This is a genomic window from Halobacillus campisalis (assembly GCF_030345335.1).
Taxonomy (GTDB): Bacteria; Bacillota; Bacilli; order Bacillales; family Halobacillaceae; genus Halobacillus_A; species Halobacillus_A campisalis.
Genome location: NZ_JAPVRC010000003.1, coordinates 271,257 through 292,210 on the forward strand (window position 1 = coordinate 271,257; position 20,954 = coordinate 292,210).

Consider the following 20,954-nt stretch of genomic DNA (forward strand, 5'->3'; position numbering starts at 1 on the left):
TGAAAAATAAAAAGATCATTCAAGTAAAAAAGTTTCATTTATTTGGAAACGTTTCCACTTTTGGTTTTAAAGGAAAGCGACTCTAGAAATCGCTTTTTGTTATTAACAATAATAGCGCTTTCACTTTAGAATGTCAACACTATTTTATTTAGTACTTGTTCCGTTGTAAAATTCGACGGGCAAAATCATCTTCTCATCAGTGGGTTGATCGTTGATAATGCTGATAATCGCTTCCGCTGCCTTCTCCGCCATCAGATGCACAGGCTGCTTAATCGTTGAAAACGTCAATTCTTCTTCCTTACTGGCTGTAATTCCATCATAGCCGATTACCTGGACATCCTCTGGAACGCGTTTTCTTTCATTTTGTAAGGTGCTGATAATAATCCTGGCCCATTTATCATTCATGGCAAAAACGCCATCCACATCAGGATGCTCATGGAAGAATGTGCGTACACTTTCATTAATATCCTCCACCGGTTCTTCCAATTCAAGCACACGGTAGGAAATGCTGCTCTGCTTTGCTTCAGCTTCAAAGCCCTGGCGGCGTCTCATCGATTCGTTCTTAATGTCCGATACGCTTCCTAAGAAAGCGATATTCCTGCATCCTCGTTTAATCAGTTCATCCGCTGCGATTTGGCCGCCTTTTTCATTGTCACTGGTGACGTAAACGACATCTTCCGTGAAGTGGCGGTCAATGCTGACGATGGGCAAATGGCTGGTGATATATTGATCAAGATCATGACTGTACGTAATCGCAATCAATCCGTCGATCTTATTTTTCTCCAGCATCGATATATAGTTGATTTCTTTCATTACATCACTCTGCGAATTACATAAGATCATTTTGTACCCATTGTTAGAAAGCACCTGCTCCACGTGGTAGGCAAATTTCGAAAAAAAAGGGTGCCATATTGTAGGAACAATTAAGGCTACCGAACGCGATTGCTGCATCTTGAAGTTTCTGGCCACTTCGTTTGGCTTATATTTCAATGTCTCAATCGCTCGCTCTACTTTGAGCCGCGTTGATTCTTTAACGGGACCATTTTTATTTATCACTCTAGAAACGGTGCCAAGGCCGACTCCTGCTTCCTTAGCTACGTCTTTCATATTGACCAAAGTTTCACCTGCTTTACTAGTTTTTTATTAGTAATAGTTTATCATAGATCAATTCATTATAATCTTTCCTATTTCCTGGAGAGTGTAATTACATGAAGATTTGAATCCAAAATATCAATATGAATCTACCTTATACTTCTAAAATAATTAGGGACTCACTAAACATCAAGTCCTAATATGAGAGTCACCAGACCAAAGCAACCTCACCATCATTTGTGTGGAATATATCTATAAATGACGCTTCAAGAATAATACCCTTATTAAACTTGCCCAAGTTGATGCTTAAACACTCCTTTAAGCGGCTGCTTTCACACACATATTTCCCAAACATCCGTTATACTATCGGTGTTATCATAATATTAGTACTATTCAGAATTCTATCGGGACTCTGAGTAACAAATTAAAGGAGGACTTTGATGCGTAAACATATGTGGAAAGTAGCCGGGTTTATTTTAATGTTTGCTTTAGTCTTTACATTCAGTAACATAGCCCAAGCTTCAGCTGAAAAAGCGGCTGAGCAAAAGGTAGTGGTAGAAGAATACTTAATTGGCTTCAAATCAAAAGTGAACCAAAATGCCGTAAAAGGAGTCGGAGGGAAAGTAATTCACGAATATGAATATATGAATGTCGTGCATGCCAAGCTGCCGGAACAAGCAGTAAAAGCCTTATCCAACAATCCTAATGTGGCGTATGTAGAGAAAGATCATGTCGCACAGGCAACTAGTCAAACGACGCCCTATGGAATCTCACACATTAATGCAGATGATGTACAAGCTCAGGGAACGACTGGGAATGGTGTAAAGGTAGCTGTACTGGACTCTGGTATTGATGGAGCTCATGAAGATTTAAGTGTAGCTGGCGGAGAGAGCTTTGTCAGCGGCGAACCTAATCCATTAGTGGATGGGAATGGTCATGGTACACACGTGGCTGGGACTGTAGCAGGTGTAGATAATTCACTAGGTGTGCTAGGTGTAGCCCCATCTACTGACCTCTACGCCGTTAAAGTATTAAGCAGTGAAGGCAGTGGTTCATACAGTGGAATTGCTCAAGGGATTGAGTGGGCAATTAGCAATGACATGGACATTATTAACATGAGTCTGGGTGGAAGCCGCGGATCAGCCACTTTAGAACAAGCAGTAAACAATGCTGATAAACAGGGTGTATTAGTAGTTGCTGCTGCAGGAAATGAAGGATCTAAAGGGAAGAAAAACACCATCGGTTATCCGGCTAAATATGACGCAGCGATGGCTGTTGGCGCCGTGGACGATGCCAATAATAGAGCCTCATTTTCCAGTGTTGGCGAAGAACTTGAAGTGATGGCCCCGGGTGCAGATATTTTAAGCTCTGTACCAGGTAATGATTATGAGCGCTTTAACGGTACTTCCATGGCAAGCCCGCATGTAGCTGGGGCAGCTGCTTTAGTATTAGCAGATGATAATGGATTGACTAATGATGAGATCAGACAAACGTTAAATGACACAGCTGTTCCTCTTGGTGATTCCTTCTCCTATGGAAACGGAGTTATCGACGTGCAAGCTGCTATTCAATAATATTTAAAAGAGGCTCAGATATAAGTAAAAAGCGTGTGAAATCAGATTTTTAATTATTGATTTCATACGCTTTTTCATTTCCCTACTGGGTGGGAGTTGGAAATCCGTACAATACCGCGCCTTCAGTAATAAAGACTGCGTATCTCCAACACGGCGCTAAGAAGAAGTTTTCATCCTGCTGGCTCAAGAACAGTTTGAAATTTATAAAACTTAAATAAGTGTGGCTATTATTTTATATAAACAGTCCCTTTCCTTTTACCTAGAAACCAGCAGTCGATGCGTGTATTTTTATAACAGGTAAAGAAAAATGGTGTCGATTACTGAGTTACTCTTACTGGAAGTTTGATAAAAAGCGGATGAAGCAGCTGCATTAAATTGAAATTATTGGGAGTTATCGTCTATATATACAATTCAGAATGTTCTGTAAAATGTTGGATAGTATGGAAAGGAGGAGAATTTTATTGAATGTTAAACGAAGACAAATCTGGTCATTAATTGTGTTAGCAGTCCTTTTGTTCACTACAGCACTGCCGGGAGGAGCTTTTGCTAAGGGGGCTCCTCATTATTCTGACGATGAAGTAGCTTATGGCGAGGAAGGAATGGTAGCCACTGCTCACCCTGCTGCCACAGAAATTGGTGCAGAGGTTCTCCGTAAAGGGGGAACGGCCATGGATGCAGCGATTGCTATACAGCTTGCGCTAAACGTGGCAGAGCCGATGATGTCAGGCATTGGCGGTGGCGGCTTTATGATGGTATATGAAGCTGAGGAGGACGATGTCTCGATCATTGACAGCCGTGAACGTGCTCCGGCTGGTGCGGAGCCGGATATGTTCCTTGATGAGAATGGAGAGGTTATACCTTTTTCAGAACGGCACATTACCGGAGATGCTGTCGGGGTGCCCGGGACGTTAAAAGGTTTAATGACAGCCTACGACGAATGGGGAACTCGCCCATTTAATCAATTAATCAATCCCGCCATTAAACTTGCACATAAGGGTGTAGAAGTAAATAGTGTGCTGGCAGAGGCTATTGATGATAATCAATATGAATTATCAAGAAGCGCAGCGAAAGATGTCTTTTTACCTGGCGGTGAGCCTTTGCAGGAAGGAGATAAGCTTGTCCAAAAAGACCTGGCAGATACCTTTAAACTAATCCGAAAAGATGGGTTAGATGCTTTTTATGGAGGTGAAATTGGACAGGCTCTTGCCGATACGGTTCAGGATTTTGGAGGCACCATGACATCTGATGATCTTGAGAACTACCAACTTACAATAGATGAGCCCGTAACGGGGACTTACCGGGGGTACGAAATTGCTTCAATGCCGCCGCCGAGCTCTGGAGGCCTGACTGTTCTTCAAATGCTTAAAATGCTGGAAGGGTTTGACTTGAGCGAATATGATGTGAAATCACCTGAAAAATATCATTTAATGGCAGAAGCGATGCATCTCGCTTATGCTGATCGAAATGCATATATCGGAGACACGCAGTTTGTGGATGTACCGATGGAAGGTATGTTAAATGAAGAATACTTAGCAGAACGAGCTTCCCTTATCGAAATGGGGCAGGCTAATGAAAATGTCGAACCAGGTGATCCATGGGATTATCAAGATGGGGAATTAGACACTGCAGTCAGTAGTGATGACGACCGCGAAATCGGGGAGACCACCCATTTTAGTGTTGCGGATAAATGGGGGAATCACGTGTCCTATACGACAACGATTGAGCAGGTATTTGGTTCAGGGATTATGGTGCCGGAATACGGTTTTATGCTGAATAATGAGTTAACCGATTTCAATGCAGTCCCGGGAGGACCTAACCAAGTGGAGCCTGACAAACGACCGATGAGCAGCATGACGCCTACCATGGTGTTTAAAGACGGCGAACCTTATCTGTCGCTTGGTTCCCCTGGCGGCCCTACGATCATAACTTCTGTCTTTCAAACGCTTGTTAATGTAATCGATTATGATATGCCGTTGAAGGATGCGATAGAGGAACCGAGAATCTACAGTGCCTCTTATCCTCAAATCAGATGGGAAGACGGCATTCCGGATGACGTAAGAGCTACAATGGAAGACTGGGGCCACCAATGGCAAAGCAGCCCTGGAGAAATTGGGAACGTACAGGCTGTAAGAGTTCTTGAAGATGGCAGTTACGAAGGTGCAGCCGATTCATCAAGGGCCGGTACAGCCATAGGGCTTGATAAAACAGCAGGAAAAAATAAATAAGCACCTTAGCAGAAAAAGCGGAGTCCTAAATCGGGACTCCGTTTTTAATGTTACTGCTTAGGTTCACATACCTTCGCACTTAATGAACACTCCTTACTTACTGGCTCCCTATACTGTAAGACGAATTATTTCATAAAAACTCAAGACTCAGTCCTACATAAATTAAGACTGATACAAATATAAATCCAGAAAAGAATAACCCTTTCTGAACTCTTGTCCAATTTTTCATCCAACCCCAACGCTTTCGATCAACATCCAACCAAAAGAAATCCACGATTACTGCTAACACTACTATTATTAAAGCCGCAAAGGTCCCCAAAGAACCACCTCCAAATCGATAAGTAATTCAACTATACCATCATAGATCCAAATAATACCAACAACTAATTAAAACAATCATTCGGCTAAATTATCTCTAAACTGAGCCTCTCGCAAATCTTTGTTGTTTTTAGAAAAAGGAGAAATGTTCTCAGTTTCGAGTTATAGCAAGAGTTTAGGTGCTACAGGAAACGGATCGCTTTCCGGGGGGCGGGCGCTGAGCCTTCTCGAGCTTCGCTCTCCGGGGTCTCACCTGTCCCACTCATCCCCCAGGAGTCTCACCGTTTCCCTCCGCCCCTTTCCATATAAGTGTCTCGAAACCGCTTCAAGGAGACCAGCACTCTCAATGGATGCATGTCTTCGAAATACTTGCTATAGTGCGTCTTCTACCTATAGGACAGGAATAACGTATGCATTTCCTTTTTAACACAGCCTAAGAAAAAAGAAGAAATAAGACTTCCCGAAGAAGTTGATGCTGAATTCATGGATGTTCAAAGGTTTAGTGGACAAATAATGCAAGAGGTTGTCTACTACTTTATACTTCATTCTTTTTCCTTTATTCCTTTAAATCTACCCATCTAGTTCATTAATTTTAGTTTGAGATCTGATAAAAATTAGTGATCATAGTACTTCCGAGAAAGCTCAATGGTCCTACATTATAGGAAAACTTTTAATCAATGTCTCTGCATGACATTACCGACCTTAGCAAACAAGCTAGTGAGACCGAAATAAATGTTAAAAAAGGTGAGCCTTGTTATGTTTGTGGTTATAACTAAACCAATCCCACTCCCCAACTATGGTTAAGAATGCTATAAGGTACAATAAGATACTTAACCATCTCCCTTGTGTACATGTGAAAAATTCATGAGCTGTTCAAATGAAGAAAAAGCCTAAACGGCCTCTTTATTTGAAGTTAGTTACTGAAAAGCTGAACTAAAAAGCCATCTTCTTCTACATGAGGCATAAAAAAAGTGACCCCATAGCTTGAAGCTACACCCATAATTACTGTCCATAACACTAAACTGGTCATCATCCACCTTGTGACCACCTTCCTTTTCGAACCGAAACTCATCCCCATAAACGCGGAGATATGAGATCCAACGAAAAAAGGACCAATAATCGTTAAGCCAGGCAAGCCATACTTATCAAAAAGCTTCTTTGCGCGTTTGCCTTTTTTCGATTCCTCCATACCTTCAGTCTCTGCTTCTGCGGCTATGGTCTCCTCTTGTATTTCGTCCTGCTTACGTTTTTGCTTTCTCTTACTCATCCATTTTTTTATGTGGTCCACAAATACAATTAACAGAACCACCGTTAGTGCATTCCCTAAAAAGGCAAGTATCGCTGTCAATACCGGAGACAGGCCTCCGATAACAGCTAATGGGATTACTGCAACAAGTTCAAATAATGGAATCGCCGCCAAAATAAATACTAATAGATACGATAAAAACATAGTCCCGATTTCCCTCTCTATTTATATAATTTTATTATTTCCGACCAGAAAATAAAGTACTGCCCGATTCCTAACACAGTCAAAACGATTTCAGAAGCCAGCTCGCTCCAAAAAAAACAGCATCGATGGTAGAATCTAAAAACGCTCAAATCCATGGCGGCATTGAGCGTTTTATACTAATCATCTTTACCTTTTGATAGAAGACTTCGAACCTCTCTACCACGTATCGGGCATTTATTTAAAAGACTCTGCCACTTTAATCAAATCTTCTTTTGATAATCCCTCTACATTGCCTTTTAACTCATATGTGATCGACCCATGCGTCCAAATCAATCGTTGAGTCTCGCCTTCTTTTCCTGCGTATTGCCTCGTTTGGTCTCCGATCGAAACTTCTTCTGTCTCTATGTCCTGATGGGAGATTTCACTATCCTTAACGGTCTTCAATTCCATCGTTTCATTCGTTTCGCCATGAAAAATTAATGTTAATAAGGTATCCTCGTGCTCCATAATTCCAGCTTCTATTTCTACACCATCCACTTCAAAAGGCATGACAGTCGGATACTTAGGCTGATAGGCTTCATCTCCGGTCCGACTCACTAACCTGGAACGATCGTATTCGAATAGTCCTTCTTCTACTTCAACGGCTGTATCGAATGCGTTCAGCAATGGTTGAACATCAAGGTAGCGGATTCGAGTAATTTTTCCTTCTTCGTTCGTATTCACTCTTCCTCTGACCTCCGCTTTCTGACCATTGCTTACATTGATTTGCATCTCAAAGTCATAAGCGCCTGCTGTGTCCTCTTTCTCCTCCACACTCATTTCACCAATTTCCATGTTCACATCATTTCCATATGCCTTTTGGTGAAAGCTGTTAAGCAAATTGGTGTTCACCGCATTTTCCATGGAGTCTTCCGTAAAGAAAGGTTCGAATCGTTCCATGTAATAGGTAGAAATCTGTTCATAATTATCCTCTTCATAAAACTGTGTTAACTCTTCATCAGGTCCTGAGAACGTTTGCTCCACTACCGTTGTTACATCATCCTTAGTCGTATTTTCCTCTGTCGTATTCTCAACAGAAGACTGAGTAGATGAGCAGCCGGCAGTTACAAAGAGCGTCATAGCAAGACATAGAATTTTTTTGGTCATCAGACAACCTCCGTTTTATCTTCTCTACCTACATGTACGATTACACCCTGTCTTCCGTTTCAGAAAATGGAAAACAAATAGAATTTTAATAAGAAAAATATACTATTTTTAAAGTGAGTCTCAAGGAGGGATTGCGTTCCTTGTGAAAAGTGGAACGATTTCGTTAATATTTGCTCCGTTAACGTTTAGTGGTGATCTTCCCCACAAAAAAGACTTCCAACTTTATGGAAGTCCTATTTTGACATTTTGGGTTATTTAGCTGTAGCCCCGGTCCGTAAAGACTAGAATTCAAGGTATTTTAAGTATTTTTTAAAGCCCTCTACTGAAAGTAAGGCAGCCTGAGAAACAAAAATATGAAGAACGAACCTGTGGAGACGGCCATGATGATTCCTCCCCACACCTTGCTTCCCTCTTCTATGTAATCTCTGAATCCCAAGATGAACCAGAAAACTAACATACTTGGCAACCAAACCATCATTGGCATCTCAATTATATTTAATGCAAGATCCAAAATCAGAAGAGATAAATTGAGCACGAATACGATGAACGCCGATATTTTGACGACCTTATCCAATCTATGGTTCCTCCCTCTGAAGTCGGTGCCTGACCCCCGTTCTCTTGCTACTAAAAAAAGGCGGTAATTTTAACTATTGTTCTCCTCTTCTTCAACGAAATTCCGAAGTCATGTTCACTAATTTTTCTCCAGTATAACAAGTGAAGAAACCATGGGTACCAATCCAACTGGACTCTGAGAAACGACCTTCCATCCCTCTTGAAGAAGTTGATTTAACTCATCGACGTTATTCTTTTTATCGGATTGATAATTAACTGTGATGGCCTTTTGCATAATACACCTCCTCAAACCCAATATGCTATACATCATACTCCATTACCCTCTTTGTAATGGAGACACAAACAGACAATATTTCAGATGATTATATAACCAAAGCTTATCATAAGATAACCCATGACGACGTCCAGTCAATAAAGGAGCATTCCTCCATAAATATCTCTTTAAATGACAGCGGTGCCTGTATCCCTTGAAGCAGACTTTATACTAGCTCACCCGTTAACTTGAGACATTGTTCACGATTTCTCCTCTAAATCATTAATTCTTTTTTCAAGTTCTTTTACATTATTACTACTATCCACAGCTGTCGTAAAAGCAATAATACCGAAAGTGAATCCCGTTATTCCAAATATAAACCCCATAATTGAGAAAGTATCCATATAACCACCCCTCACTTTTAACTTTAAGACAATATCTCTTACTATATTGATTCCTCAACTATTCTGCTTACTCAATCATACGCTCGATTTTATTCTTTATAGATATGTTACTAGTAAAAAGTATATAATTCTGCTTTGTTGTCTTTATTACAAACCGTTCTAAGGAAGCGGAAGGAAATCCAATGCGCATAGCCGATTTATCTTCTCCACCGTAAGTGTCATCATTCCTAACTTCAATGATTTCATTTTTAGGAATTTTGACTCTGCTTAACTGCCAGGAAATAATAACGTTCTCGCCACTTTCTTTTATTTTTACACCTATCATAATCTCCCCTCCATTCGTTTCAAGAATGCTGCCTCTTTCCCACATCACATTTCCAATTATTTCAATAAAGCCTATTTCTATCTTAACAAAAAAAGTGATTAACTTAAGTAGTTAATCACTTTTTCAAGCAGCTGGTGAAGTACGAGTTATTTTATGAGGGAGTGACCCAGGCATCTTTTAAAAATATAGAGCCACAAACAGAAATTATTTTAGTAAATAATGGAATATTCCTCCATACATATCTCTTTAAATGACTTCGGTGCCTATCTCGTTCTGCTAAAGTTTTAACGCAGCAGGACAGGCCCCCTTCTTAATGCTGCCCCCCAGTACAATGTGGTACAAGAACCATCAACCGTGCGATCCCATGGTGTTTCTCATATCAAACAGTACTTCAATCAACGACTTATGATAAGGGATAAATAAACCTTCTGAAATCATATCGACAATGTCTTCCTTTGATGCCCACTTTACCTGCTTCACTTCTTCAGTCGGCAGTGAAAGGTTTGAGGTTTTCAAATCGTTTTCTATGAGATAATAATCATCAAAACCATTTTCAAAGTTAACGGTTAGAGAAGGGCGTCTATTTCTAAGGTTAAGTATATAGCCGATTTCTTCTTTAACCTCCCTTTCAGCTGCTTGCTGACTGGTCTCACTTGCTATAGCACTGCCTCCTACGGTAAGGTCCCACATGTCTTTCCAATCTTCCTTATCAGGCTGTCGCTGTTGGATCAGCATTTGTCCAAGTTGATTAAATATACACACATGGATCACTAAATGATAAGCACCTGGGTCAAATGTATCCCCCCGGTTCATTTGTTTGCCGGTTAGATTTCTATCCCTATCGTAAACATCCCACGTTTCCATTCTCCCACTCCTAAAAACTGTCTTGTTCATTTAAACTTTTCCGAATTGATTCACTCCCAATTAAACTAGGGTACGAACCATTGCAGGTGATAGTTCAAGAGGTGTTAAATGAATTAGTGTTTAGTTTTCTTGAAATATGTATACTGCTTATCGTTGCAGAACCTAAAACAAAAAATAATACCACTGCCAACAATAAATTATTTTGCATATATTTTGTGCCCTTCATTAGTTATTTTTTAAAAACATTATCTACAGTCGTATTAAGAACTACTGCTATTTTAAATGCAAGTTGCAAGGTAGGATCATACCGGTCATTTTCTATAGCGTTAATGGTCTGGCGTGATACTTTACATTTTTTTGCCAGCATATCTTGGGTTAATCCTGCGCTTTTGCGCAGTTCAAAAATTTTATTTTGCATTTCCACTTAACCGTCTACTATAAATGAGATAATATACAACATAGCTTCCAACCAGTAGTAGTAAATAAAATAGCTCTGGATGATTGAACGGAGCATTTTTCAGAAAACCTGTCCTTAAATCTAAAAAATTAAAAACAATGTTCATAAAAAATACGATTAATAGGAACGTCCAGCTTCCTACAATTGCTTTTTGTTTTATGTATTGAGATCGTTCATCGTCACTTTTATTAACACCTCCAAACTCCTCACTCCCAGTAAACCGGCCAATAAATAAAAATATAATGATCCCCACTGTAATAGAAACAGCCCATTCGATTAACAATGATATCACCCCTTTAATATGTCAAAAGTTCTTTACATTTCCAAATTATCACAATAGAAACATTTATGTCAAAAGTTCTTTACATCAATTTATTGATGAGACTATTTTATTTTTTATAGAACCTTCAATCTTAGTGCCTTTGTAACCCAGAAGGCTTGTTATTTAAAGAAAGTCAAAGTGAGGGAAATTATTTACTAAGATAAATTAGAGTTAAAAAAGAAAAGCGGTTATCTATTATTAGATAACCGCTCCAGATATGTGAAGACTTAATACCAAGATAAACTCACTTTGGGTATCTTCTTTACTTCTTTGAAAATTAACTAATTCTTATGCCTATCCAGAGGAGCTCGCTGAACTTTAATTTTGTCGCTTAGTCCGTAAGTAATAAAGATATAGATAAGATGCAAGAAAACAAACGAAGACTATTCCTCCTACGAGTATTCCAGCACCCAAATCACCTGTAAAGGTAACTAAGACTCCAAAACCGATGGCAATAAATGTACTCACAACTATTGAAATGATTAATCCTTTTTTGGGGGAATTTTTACTCGATTCATGATCTACACTAATGCTCATGGATAAATATGCAGATACGACACCTGTAAGAATCAAAACATACCATACTGGATTATCTGTCATACTACCCATTCCTTTAGTGACCAGGTCATATCCCAATATACCGATGATTCCAATGGTTTGAACCATAAATAAAACCCTTATATTTTCTAAGTTTTTCAATTTCAATCGTTCATCCGTTATTTTTTTCATCATTTCGTTCGCTCCTCCTTATCCACCCAGAATAGTTCATCCAGTGACTTTTGTACGACGTCACAAATCGAAAGACATAATTTTAAAGTAGGATTATACTTCCCTTTTTCTATTAAACTAATGGTTTGACGGGTGACACCTATTTTTTCAGCTAATTGCTGCTGGGTTAAATTCACCTGAACCCGAGCTATCTTTACGTTATTTTTCACCTATATAATCCCTCCTCCTACCCCTTTAACTGTAATATATAGTTTACATTATTCAATATATAGATTACAAACCACCCATAAAAATGACGCTAATCTTTTGATGAGAGAAGCGTCTTTCCAGAAGAAATCATATGGTTCACTCCACAGAATGGGCCTATTAAGCAATATTGAGCGCAAAACTTAGTACGCTAAAGCCCCCGTTACAGTAAGACTTGAATTCAAGATAGTATTGATATTTACGTACTATTTCTTAGGCGAGTGTTTATTTTCTACAATCTTAGATACGCCCGTAAGAAGCAACCCAATAGTAGCAATAATATAAGAAAAAAGATTACTCCCATTTCATTCATTATCCATAATAGCTAATGCTAGACCTGCCGCTACAAACATTGAGAATCCCAGCCAAAATAACTTTCTATGTATCATACTACACCTCCAGCAACGACTTGTAAGTTGGAATAGTATCACACAATTCTAAAAATAAAAATGAAAAAGCGTAATCCTTTAAGATTACGCTTCCAGCACTGTTAAAGGAGTGCTTGTATTATCTTGAGCTTAAAAGAACCGCTCACTTCCTGTCGGTCAAGCTTTATGAAAGAATGTTCACAACCGTCCTTCCCCTTACTTTTCCTTGTAAGATCTCCGACAAGGTAGCTGGAAGATCTTTTAGAGAAACTTCTTTTTCAATCTCTCCTAAATCATCCGGTTTCAAATCTGTAGACATCCGCTTCCATAACTTCTCCCTCAAGTCTTTAGGACAATATACAGAATCGATGCCGAGCAAATTCACACCTCTAAGGATGAAAGGGAAGACCGTTGTCGGCACTTCTATGCCGGCAGTCAAGCCACTGACAGCAACGGCCCCACCATATTTCGTATTGCTCAGGACAGAGGCCAATGTTTTTCCTCCAACGGGATCGACCACACCTGCCCATTTCTGCTTACTGATTGGGCGGATTTTCTCTGGTGTCACTTCTTCCCGGGAAATAATTTCTTGTGCACCTAACTTTTTCAAATATTCGTGTTCCGAATCTTTACCTGTACTAGCCGTCACATGGTATCCACGTTTTGCGAGCATCGAAACAGCCATACTGCCGACACCACCTGTAGATCCGGTTACAAGAATCGTTCCGTCTTCCGGTGTGACGCCGCTTTCTTCGAGGCGATGGACAGAAAGCGCTGCTGTGAATCCTGCCGTACCAAACGCCATCGCTTCCTTCAAGGACATATTCTCCGGCAATGGTACGACCCAATCCGCAGGCACTCGAGCGTATTCGCTGTATCCACCATAATGAGACACACCCAATTCATAGCTCGTGACAACCACTTCGTCCCCTTCTTGATAACGGTCATCATCCGATGAAACAACAGTCCCAGCAAGGTCGATGCCAGGTACGAAAGGGTACGATTGTACAATCTTCCCATTCGGAATACTGGCTAACCCATCTTTATAGTTGACGCTGGAATAGTGGACACGAATCGTCACATCTCCTTCTGGCAGATCATTTATAGATAACGATTCTACACCCACTGTAAAATCTTCGTCCGTCTTGTTCACCACAAGAGCTTTGAATTCTTTGGTCATCTGTACATTTCCCCTTCCAAATAGTCATTTAATAGCTTATGAACCTATCATATATCATTTTATACTGACCGGTCAATTTATTTTGAACGGTCAGTATAAAACACTCGTGTACTTCTACAATTTCTTGTATAATGAAGAGGAATATCCTATGGAGGTTCGATTGAATATGGAAAAAAAAGCAAAACAGAGACGAAAGCAGATATTGAAAGCTGCCTTTCAAGCCGCAATTGAAAAAGGCTATGAATCCGTCACCTTACAGGACATCGCAAATTATGCGGATGTCAGTAAAGGTGTCACTAACTATTATTTTAAAAATAAATCCGATGTCTTCACACAATTGTTTGAATGGCTTACGACACGCATCCATGAAAAAGAAGCTGCGTCCATCAGTGAGCATGAAACAGCCGTCAAAAAGCTGGAAGCCTATCTAAATTGTGTGTTCAGCAGTCCAGAAGAAAATAAAAACTTCTATCGTGTGTATCTGGATTTTTTAGCGCAAGTGAAAAATAACGATTCGTATAAAGAGATCAACCTGAAATTCTACGAAAACTGTTGGTCCATCGGCAGAGACATCATCCATCAAGGGCTAAAAGAAGGGATTTTTGAAGTCGATGATGTGGAACAAACGTCTATCAGCATCCGCTGTATGATTGATGGGAGCTTGATTCAATGGTTGATGAGAGACGACGATCAACTGCACGAGTATTACCGGACCAACTGTTTTGAGTCCATCCTAAAAATTCTTCAATACAAAAAATAAAGCGACCGCATCCGGTCGCTTTTTCTATGAGACAGGTGTCATCATTTGATGGTACATCTACAACGTCTGCCTCCCATCATGATCTCCACCAGCTTCACTCAGTTCCTCATATAAGTGCTTCGAACGTTTCATTCCAGGGACGGGAAGCTGCATGTTCTCTGCTGAATCAAGATGGAATCTTAAAGAGCGACCATCCATGATACACTTACTTCCGAGGATCCGTCTCTGTTACGAGTTCTAAGACATCACGCCTTCTAGACCTTTGGTAGAAGTCACTGCCTGTACTCTCCTATTACCCGTTAGGGAACTATTTTCATAGGTCATGGTGCGAGTTTAGTATGTATATTACCAACAAAAAAAACGTCCATTTTTATAAAAGTTCTTTTTTGTATTGGGGGTGTTCAACTAAATTGCAGACAGACCCCATAAGAATTATAATCCCACTGGTTACTTAGGTTTTATTCTTTTACACTAACTTTATTCCGTTAGCAACAACACCAATGAAGCCGGTAATAATAAATACATATACGACAAACGAGGACGTTAATTAAAGAGATTCGGTAAATAAGCCAACCGCAAAAATAAGAAAACTACATATTCATGCACCAATCGTTTTATTGTAAATATGTTGTCCTCCTAATTAAATTATTTTCTTGTTTTTTCACAAGGCGATATTGAAGTGTCTCACTTCACAAAGTTTTAACTTATACATTTGAAACTTTACTTACTCAACTTTCATTTTACATAAAATGGAGGAACTCCCTGAAACAGAAGTTACTCTATGCACACGAATAATCGAACTTATTGTTATTCTTTTCCACAAAACTCCAAAATATATAAACCCTCAGATGCCTCGGGTGCTTCAAAAAATTTAGTAACATGATTAAAAACCGCTTCCGTGTCAAAAGCTGCTCTTTCGGGTTGTTCGTTACGCCTTTGTGCAATTTGACGTAGGCATTGCTCGTTATTTATATTAAGATAAATTAGTTGATGGCTTGCATTGACCTCTGATGCCATATCCAAAAACCACTTTCGCAGTTTTTGAGTATTAGCTGGAAAATCCATTACTACATCTGTACCCACACTTAGCATGCTTTGGACATGCTTTTTCACCAACGGCTTGAGTTGCGCTGAATATTTTTTATAGTCCTCAAATGATGCAATCTGATTGGGATAAAGGGATGAAAGCCATTCGTCCTCAGACAATAGTACCGCATGTTTATCTATCGCCAATTGTTTTGATTTAGTTGATTTTCCTGCTCCCATTTTTCCACAGAAAAAGTATAGCGTCCCCATTTTTTTCATATTTATAGCCCCCGCGGTTATTTTAGTGGTTGTAGCCCTAGTTTATTTTCTATATTTCCCCAACCAATGCAGAACTTACTTTATTTTAATATAAAGAAGCTAAGCTCGAAATTTTTGCTAGCCTGCTTCGTTAGTACAATAAATGGATAGCTAATGTGCAGCTATCGCCCCAGTTAGCTGAAAGCTTGAATTCAAGATATCTTTGATTTAAACATATCAAACACAACTGTTATCTTAGTCACAACATCTACTCTAAAAATGGAAAGTTATCAACGTTATACACAATAACAAGACTCAGTATAAGTAACATCATTGTGCTTATATATTGCTTTGAATCTTTAATAAAGATGAATTCCATAATTGCCTGAAATCCTAATGTTATTGCTAAATAGGACATAAAAAAATATTTTATTAATGTGTCTGAGTTGAAATCAATGCCAGACCATAGTGCACTTAAAAAGACAAACAGGATTATACCTCTCCCCCAACGGTCAAGATTTTTCCCGGGTGTTTCTGATATTCTTACCTTCTCAACCCTAAGAATCTTATTTGTAATTTTTTCTGTCATAAACATCAAGGTAATCAATACAATTAAAAACACTAAGAACTCCACCTAATCCCCCCTTACATTAACATTGAACAATTATCAAATTACTGGTAAAGGCTAGAAAATTTACGCCTGGGTAGCAATGAAGTCCCTATTAAGGTTGCTCAATCGCCCCCAGTTACGTGAAGACTCGATATCAAGATATTTTAAACTTGCACTGTAAAACTAACCTCTTATCTATTAATTAATTTTGCAATATTAATTAATAGTGTAGCTGCCACAACAATTGAAAAAGAACCACTTATAAAAGAGAAAATATAATCCGAATCTTTAATACTGTTTATTGTTAGTAATACACAAGAAATCAAAACGACTGCAGGAGCAATTATCCCATAACCTAATGGGACTTTTTTGATGGTTTTGTCAATTCCGGTATTTCTTTCGGTGTTTTTTGACATATTAATACCTCCTAGCGTCGAAATCTCTAATATTGTATTTTAACTATAACATCAATAAACCATATATTTCCTAAGGAATTGCGTAGTATTAGACCTGATTATTGAACAATTGCCCCCGATACAGAAAGACTCGAAGTTGAGATATATCATAGAAGTTCTATTACTTATCTTTATCGTGTTTCTTAATAAAATTTGTAAAGGTCAAGATATATAATAGTATGGTAGTCGATATAAAATAAACTACCTTGCCCGTTGGTTCCATATCAAAATTAAAAATTAATTCAGCTATCCACATACCAAAGAACACAAGAACAGGAGTCCCAATGATTTTTAATAAAGTCTCTTTATTCATAATATCCCTCCTGCCGACAATTCAACTATTTTTTACATTATAGCCCCAGTAACAAGAAGAATTGAAATCAAGATAACCGTTAAATTCTAAGGCTTCAAAATTAGTCCCTTTCCTTCTTCTTAGTTTCATTTTGTTTTTCCGAATTTTCAAGTAGTTTTTCCCCGAGCAACTTAATATTGCGCGCAATAGCTATTAGAACCACTAATATTCCGATTAAAATTAGTTCTAGCATCTTTTCACTCCTAACTATTACAGTTATATTCGCATTACCTTTGGAAAAAGAATTTGTTAGTTTAATCATTTCAAAATTCTTCAATCTCCGCAATACTTTCCAAAAATTCATTTTATCTCGAAACTGAGTCTTCCACTAACCTGCCCTTATCTATAAAACTCAGTTCCGAGATACCTCCCCATCTATCCCTTCAAATTCACTCACTACAAAAAACGCCCGTCCCCATAAGGACCAGGCGTTTCTCTATAAAGATTCCTCATTATACAAATGACCAAGCAATTCTTTCCGAATATCGTCCGGGATTCGTTCCGGTGTTTGCTTCTCCAAATTGTAGTTCACGTACGTCGTATGCCCTTTTGCACACAGCGTATCCTTTTGCCAGACTTCTTCATACAACTGCAAACTCGTATTGCCGACCTTTTTTACCCATGTGCAGATGTCGACGTCGATGCCGAAATAAATCTGGCTGACGTAATCGATGTTCATATTAATGATGATCATTTTCCAATGGTCAAAATTGTCGTCAGGTGTAAAGAGCTTGAACAGCGGGTTGCGCCCGGCTTCGAGCCAGACGGGCACGACGGTGTTATTGATATGTCCGACTCCATCGGTTTCGGACACGCGAGGTTCGATAGTCATTTTAAACATGGCGATCCTCCCTTTACCGATTGTGAGTGAACGTACCTTGAAAGGCATTATAGTAAATCTCTTTTATGCTTTTTTCATCCAATTGTTTCGGGCTTCTTTTCAGCAGTCTCGCTTGTTTAAGAGCGTTTTCCGTTAGAGATTCAACGTCGTCTCTTTGGATGTTATAGGCGATAAGCTTCGTAGGTAAGCCCACATCCTCGACAAGATAAAATAAAGCCTGGACCGTGTCCTGGGCGATCGTCCGCCGGTCTTTGCCTTTGGTCGGCACACCCATCACGTCAGCGACTTTCACGAGTTTATCGAGACACGCCAGCCATATGCTGTCATAAACATAAGGCAGCAATACCGCATTGGATTCACCGTGGGGGATCTTGAATTGGCCGCCTAGGGGATAGGCTAACGCATGGACGCCAGCTACGCCTGCATTGAAAAAGCTCAGGCCGGCGATCAAGCTGCCTGACGCCATTTGCTCGCGGGCCTCTCTGTCCGCTCCATTCCAGACGGCTGTTCTAATATTAGCCGTGATTTTGCCGATCGCTTCTAACGCCAGCGAATCGGTCAGCGGCGTCGACTGCGTCGATGTATAGGCTTCTAATGCATGGACAAGCGCGTCAATCCCACTCGCGGCGGTTACTTTTTGCGGCAGCGTGTAAGTTAATAACGGATCGACAATCGCATAGTCAGCAAGCAGATAATCGTGGGTGATGACATCCTTCGTATCTTTCAGAGAGAATACGGAAATATCAGTCACCTCCGAGCCCGTGCCTGCAGTCGTAGGGATGAGTACTTTAGGGACTCCCTGGCGTTTTAATACCTTCTCTCCGTTTAGGTTCAAGTACTCATGGATCTCCCCTGGGTTCTCTAGCAGGACGGACACGGCCTTCGCAAGGTCGAGCGCACTCCCTCCGCCTATGCCGATGACGAGTTCCGGCTGGTAGTGGCGGGCTTGTTCGACGGCTTGATCCGCCGTTTCAATCGGCAGCTCGGCTACGACGTCTGAGATGACGTTCCATTCTATCTCCTTCTTACGTAATAATTCAATAACGGGTTCTATAATTTTAAGTTCTTCGAGCATCGGGTCCGTGATGATCAGGGCGTTCTTGACGTCGAGGGTTTCGATGATGTCGGTCAGCCTATGTAAGGACTCTTCTCCGTAGTAAATGTGTTTCGGTGATATGAATGGATAGATACGATCACTCCTTCATGATTTAGGTAACGCTTCCAATATATTGATTTTAAGATGGGGAAGTGTACTCGTCAACTATTATGAAGGAGGTGAGGTACGGAGATTCAAAGCACCCCTGCCTTCCCGCCTCTCCCTGGCTCCGATAAAGTTTGATATAATTTCCATAGAAAGCGTGGTGAGTTCGTTGTTTAAGATTTTACTGATTGAAGATGATGCTTCCCTTTTTAAAGAAATCCAGGAGCGGCTGGCTCAGTGGGAATATAACGTTTACGGAATTGAAAACTTTCATGACATTATGGGCGTGTTTACGAGCGTCCAGCCTGATTTAGTGATTATCGATATCCAACTGCCGAAGTTTGACGGCTTCCACTGGTGCCGGATGATTCGCGAGCATTCGAATGTGCCGATCATTTTCTTATCGTCCCGGGACCACCCGACCGACATGGTCATGTCGATGAACCTCGGAGCGGATGATTTCGTGCAGAAGCCGTTTCACTTTGACGTGCTGATTGCGAAGATCCAGGCTATCTTGCGACGTGTCTATAACTACAGCAGTGAATCGCCGGAGCTTAAGACGTGGCTCGGAGCGACGGTCGATTTTCAACGGAACCGGGTTACGAATGAGCAGGGAATGATGGAGCTGACGAAAAACGAGATGCTCATATTAAAGCTGCTGATGGAACGCAAGAATCAGATTGTCAGCCGGGACGAGATCATGAATCGATTGTGGGATGATCAGCGTTTTGTCAGTGACAATACGCTGACGGTCAATGTGAACCGGCTTCGGAAAAAGTTAGCGGAGCTCGATCTTGGTGATGCGATTGAAACGAAGGTCGGCCAGGGGTATATGGCGATCGATCAGGTGAGCGGATGATTCGTACATTCTTAAAGGAGCGCCGGAGCTGGCTGCTTGTTTTTGTGCTGCTGCAGCTGCTTGCCTTGCTGATTGCCTACCTTGATTCCGCCATTCCTTATAGCGCTATGTTGTACTATGTGTTTCTGTCGACGGTGCTGTTTACGATATTTGTAATTGTTCGCTATCCGCGTGAAACGAAGTTTTTCAAAGAGCTTGAGGAACGGAAGCATGACCTTGATCTTACCAGCCTGCCTGAGCCCGGGCGGCCGCTTGAATATTTGATCGATCACAACATCACTGAGCCGATCATGGAGCTGCAGGAGAAATCATCAGCTCATCACTTACGGCTTGAACAGGAGAAAGATGAGCTTCTCTCCTGGATCCATGAAGTGAAAACGCCTTTGACGGCGATGCACTTAATCATCGATCGAGTGGAAGACCGCGAGCTGAAGGCGCAGCTGACACACGAATGGCTGCGAGTGCACTTGTTGCTGGATCAACAGCTGCACCAGAAGCGTATGCCTTTCATCGAAAATGACTTATATGTAGAAAAAGTGGAGCTCGAGCCGCTCCTGCACAGTGAAATCAATACGCTGCGTTCATGGTGTATGCAGAAAGGAATCGGATTCGATGTTGATCTTTCCATTCCGACCGTACTCAGCGACGCCAAATGGCTCGGCTTTATCCTCCGCCAGCTGCTGACGAATGCCGTGAAATACAGTGAGGAAGGCTCTGACATTACCGTCATAAGCCGCGAGCATAAAGGGCAAACAAACCTGCAAGTCATCGATCGCGGGCGCGGCATCGAAGCACGTGACCTGGCTCGCATCTTCGAGAAAGGCTTCACATCAACAAGCCGGCACCACGATACCGCAGCTACCGGCATGGGTCTTTATTTAGCGAAAAAATCCGCAGCGCCGCTGCACATCGAAATCGATGTTCAATCGACGCCCGGATCTGGCGCCTCCTTTACGCTCACCTTCCCGAAAGCGAACGAATTCATTGAAATCCAGGGCGTGTGACAAAAGTGTCACTCGCTTTTCTTTTTTGTTCGGTGAATGAAAGGACTCCCCCTGCCGGAACT

Annotated in this window: 26 protein-coding genes; 5 read left to right on the forward strand and 21 right to left on the reverse strand. The window is 40.7% G+C overall.

What is annotated here, in order from left to right:
• Positions 1-144: 144 nt before the first annotated feature.
• Positions 145-1,107, reverse strand: a complete 963-nt coding sequence (locus O2Q26_RS08785) for a LacI family DNA-binding transcriptional regulator (RefSeq protein WP_289215718.1) — start codon at positions 1,105-1,107, stop codon at positions 145-147.
• A 422-nt stretch (positions 1,108-1,529) separates the two neighbouring features.
• Here O2Q26_RS08785 and O2Q26_RS08790 point away from each other — a divergent pair, with 422 nt between their 5' ends.
• Both O2Q26_RS08790 and ggt read left to right on the forward strand, forming a co-directional pair.
• The gene (locus O2Q26_RS08790) at positions 1,530-2,666 is read left to right on the forward strand and encodes a S8 family peptidase (protein WP_390216116.1); all 1,137 of its coding nucleotides are present in this window, start codon (positions 1,530-1,532) and stop codon (positions 2,664-2,666) included.
• Between the two features lie 461 nt (positions 2,667-3,127).
• Positions 3,128-4,891: a gamma-glutamyltransferase gene (gene ggt / locus O2Q26_RS08795; RefSeq protein WP_390216118.1), complete on the forward strand. Its 1,764-nt coding sequence runs from the start codon at positions 3,128-3,130 to the stop codon at positions 4,889-4,891.
• Between the two features lie 1,231 nt (positions 4,892-6,122).
• Here the strand turns inward: ggt and O2Q26_RS08800 are convergent.
• The 12 genes from O2Q26_RS08800 to O2Q26_RS08855 all read right to left on the reverse strand — a co-directional run bounded on the left by O2Q26_RS08800 (position 6,123) and on the right by O2Q26_RS08855 (position 13,526).
• Complete coding sequence (locus O2Q26_RS08800; RefSeq protein ID WP_289215563.1) at positions 6,123-6,659, reverse strand: small multi-drug export protein; 537 nt, start codon at positions 6,657-6,659, stop codon at positions 6,123-6,125.
• A 234-nt stretch (positions 6,660-6,893) separates the two neighbouring features.
• Positions 6,894-7,805, reverse strand: coding sequence for a DUF4367 domain-containing protein (locus O2Q26_RS08805; protein WP_289215564.1), 912 nt, complete (start codon positions 7,803-7,805; stop codon positions 6,894-6,896).
• 319 nt (positions 7,806-8,124) lie between these two features.
• Positions 8,125-8,379 carry a hypothetical protein gene (locus O2Q26_RS08810; RefSeq protein ID WP_289215565.1) on the reverse strand — a complete coding sequence of 85 codons (255 nt, stop codon included), beginning with the start codon at positions 8,377-8,379 and terminating at the stop codon, positions 8,125-8,127.
• 117 nt (positions 8,380-8,496) lie between these two features.
• Positions 8,497-8,652, reverse strand: coding sequence for a hypothetical protein (locus tag O2Q26_RS08815; RefSeq protein WP_253936293.1), 156 nt, complete (start codon positions 8,650-8,652; stop codon positions 8,497-8,499).
• A gap of 239 nt (positions 8,653-8,891) precedes the next feature.
• Positions 8,892-9,035 (reverse strand): hypothetical protein, encoded by a 144-nt coding sequence (locus tag O2Q26_RS08820; protein ID WP_289215566.1) that lies wholly within the window; start codon positions 9,033-9,035, stop codon positions 8,892-8,894.
• 67 nt (positions 9,036-9,102) lie between these two features.
• Entirely contained in the window at positions 9,103-9,360 is a 258-nt protein-coding gene (locus O2Q26_RS08825; RefSeq protein ID WP_289215567.1) for a SunI/YnzG family protein, read from the reverse strand.
• 348 nt (positions 9,361-9,708) lie between these two features.
• On the reverse strand, positions 9,709-10,224 hold the full coding sequence (locus tag O2Q26_RS08830) for an NUDIX hydrolase (RefSeq protein ID WP_289215568.1): 516 nt from the start codon (positions 10,222-10,224) through the stop codon (positions 9,709-9,711).
• Between the two features lie 229 nt (positions 10,225-10,453).
• A complete protein-coding gene (locus O2Q26_RS08835; protein WP_289215720.1) occupies positions 10,454-10,642 on the reverse strand; it encodes a helix-turn-helix transcriptional regulator in 189 nt (62 codons plus the stop codon).
• The gene (locus tag O2Q26_RS08840) at positions 10,632-10,964 is read right to left on the reverse strand and encodes a hypothetical protein (RefSeq protein WP_289215569.1); all 333 of its coding nucleotides are present in this window, start codon (positions 10,962-10,964) and stop codon (positions 10,632-10,634) included. Before O2Q26_RS08840 ends, O2Q26_RS08835 begins: the two co-directional genes overlap by 11 nt.
• Before the next feature lie 357 nt (positions 10,965-11,321).
• Complete coding sequence (locus tag O2Q26_RS08845; RefSeq protein WP_352232231.1) at positions 11,322-11,735, reverse strand: hypothetical protein; 414 nt, start codon at positions 11,733-11,735, stop codon at positions 11,322-11,324.
• A complete protein-coding gene (locus tag O2Q26_RS08850; RefSeq protein WP_289215570.1) occupies positions 11,732-11,941 on the reverse strand; it encodes a helix-turn-helix transcriptional regulator in 210 nt (69 codons plus the stop codon). Before O2Q26_RS08850 ends, O2Q26_RS08845 begins: the two co-directional genes overlap by 4 nt.
• A 589-nt stretch (positions 11,942-12,530) precedes the next feature.
• A complete protein-coding gene (locus O2Q26_RS08855) occupies positions 12,531-13,526 on the reverse strand; it encodes an NADPH:quinone oxidoreductase family protein (RefSeq protein WP_289215571.1) in 996 nt (331 codons plus the stop codon).
• 166 nt (positions 13,527-13,692) lie between these two features.
• Between O2Q26_RS08855 and O2Q26_RS08860 the strand changes: the two genes are divergently transcribed.
• Positions 13,693-14,286: a TetR/AcrR family transcriptional regulator gene (locus O2Q26_RS08860; protein WP_289215572.1), complete on the forward strand. Its 594-nt coding sequence runs from the start codon at positions 13,693-13,695 to the stop codon at positions 14,284-14,286.
• Positions 14,287-14,343: 57 nt separating this feature from the next.
• Here the strand turns inward: O2Q26_RS08860 and O2Q26_RS08865 are convergent, their stop codons facing one another.
• The 8 genes from O2Q26_RS08865 to O2Q26_RS08900 all read right to left on the reverse strand — a co-directional run bounded on the left by O2Q26_RS08865 (position 14,344) and on the right by O2Q26_RS08900 (position 19,017).
• Positions 14,344-14,484 (reverse strand): hypothetical protein, encoded by a 141-nt coding sequence (locus tag O2Q26_RS08865; protein WP_289215573.1) that lies wholly within the window; start codon positions 14,482-14,484, stop codon positions 14,344-14,346.
• A 609-nt stretch (positions 14,485-15,093) separates the two neighbouring features.
• Positions 15,094-15,591, reverse strand: a complete 498-nt coding sequence (locus O2Q26_RS08870) for a P-loop nucleotide/nucleoside kinase family protein (RefSeq protein ID WP_289215574.1) — start codon at positions 15,589-15,591, stop codon at positions 15,094-15,096.
• 247 nt (positions 15,592-15,838) lie between these two features.
• On the reverse strand, positions 15,839-16,192 hold the full coding sequence (locus O2Q26_RS08875; protein WP_289215575.1) for a DUF4181 domain-containing protein: 354 nt from the start codon (positions 16,190-16,192) through the stop codon (positions 15,839-15,841).
• Between the two features lie 179 nt (positions 16,193-16,371).
• Positions 16,372-16,596: a hypothetical protein gene (locus tag O2Q26_RS08880; RefSeq protein WP_289215576.1), complete on the reverse strand. Its 225-nt coding sequence runs from the start codon at positions 16,594-16,596 to the stop codon at positions 16,372-16,374.
• 160 nt (positions 16,597-16,756) lie between these two features.
• Entirely contained in the window at positions 16,757-16,948 is a 192-nt protein-coding gene (locus O2Q26_RS08885; protein ID WP_289215577.1) for a hypothetical protein, read from the reverse strand.
• Between the two features lie 100 nt (positions 16,949-17,048).
• The gene (locus O2Q26_RS08890; protein ID WP_289215578.1) at positions 17,049-17,180 is read right to left on the reverse strand and encodes a hypothetical protein; all 132 of its coding nucleotides are present in this window, start codon (positions 17,178-17,180) and stop codon (positions 17,049-17,051) included.
• Positions 17,181-17,423: 243 nt separating this feature from the next.
• Positions 17,424-17,828 carry an acyl-CoA thioesterase gene (locus O2Q26_RS08895; RefSeq protein ID WP_289215579.1) on the reverse strand — a complete coding sequence of 135 codons (405 nt, stop codon included), beginning with the start codon at positions 17,826-17,828 and terminating at the stop codon, positions 17,424-17,426.
• 13 nt (positions 17,829-17,841) lie between these two features.
• Entirely contained in the window at positions 17,842-19,017 is a 1,176-nt protein-coding gene (locus O2Q26_RS08900; RefSeq protein ID WP_289215722.1) for an iron-containing alcohol dehydrogenase, read from the reverse strand.
• A 181-nt stretch (positions 19,018-19,198) separates the two neighbouring features.
• Here O2Q26_RS08900 and O2Q26_RS08905 point away from each other — a divergent pair, with 181 nt between their 5' ends.
• Positions 19,199-19,888, forward strand: a complete 690-nt coding sequence (locus O2Q26_RS08905; protein WP_289215580.1) for a response regulator transcription factor — start codon at positions 19,199-19,201, stop codon at positions 19,886-19,888.
• The gene (locus tag O2Q26_RS08910; protein WP_289215581.1) at positions 19,885-20,892 is read left to right on the forward strand and encodes a sensor histidine kinase; all 1,008 of its coding nucleotides are present in this window, start codon (positions 19,885-19,887) and stop codon (positions 20,890-20,892) included. Before O2Q26_RS08905 ends, O2Q26_RS08910 begins: the two co-directional genes overlap by 4 nt.
• Positions 20,893-20,954 lie beyond the last annotated feature (62 nt).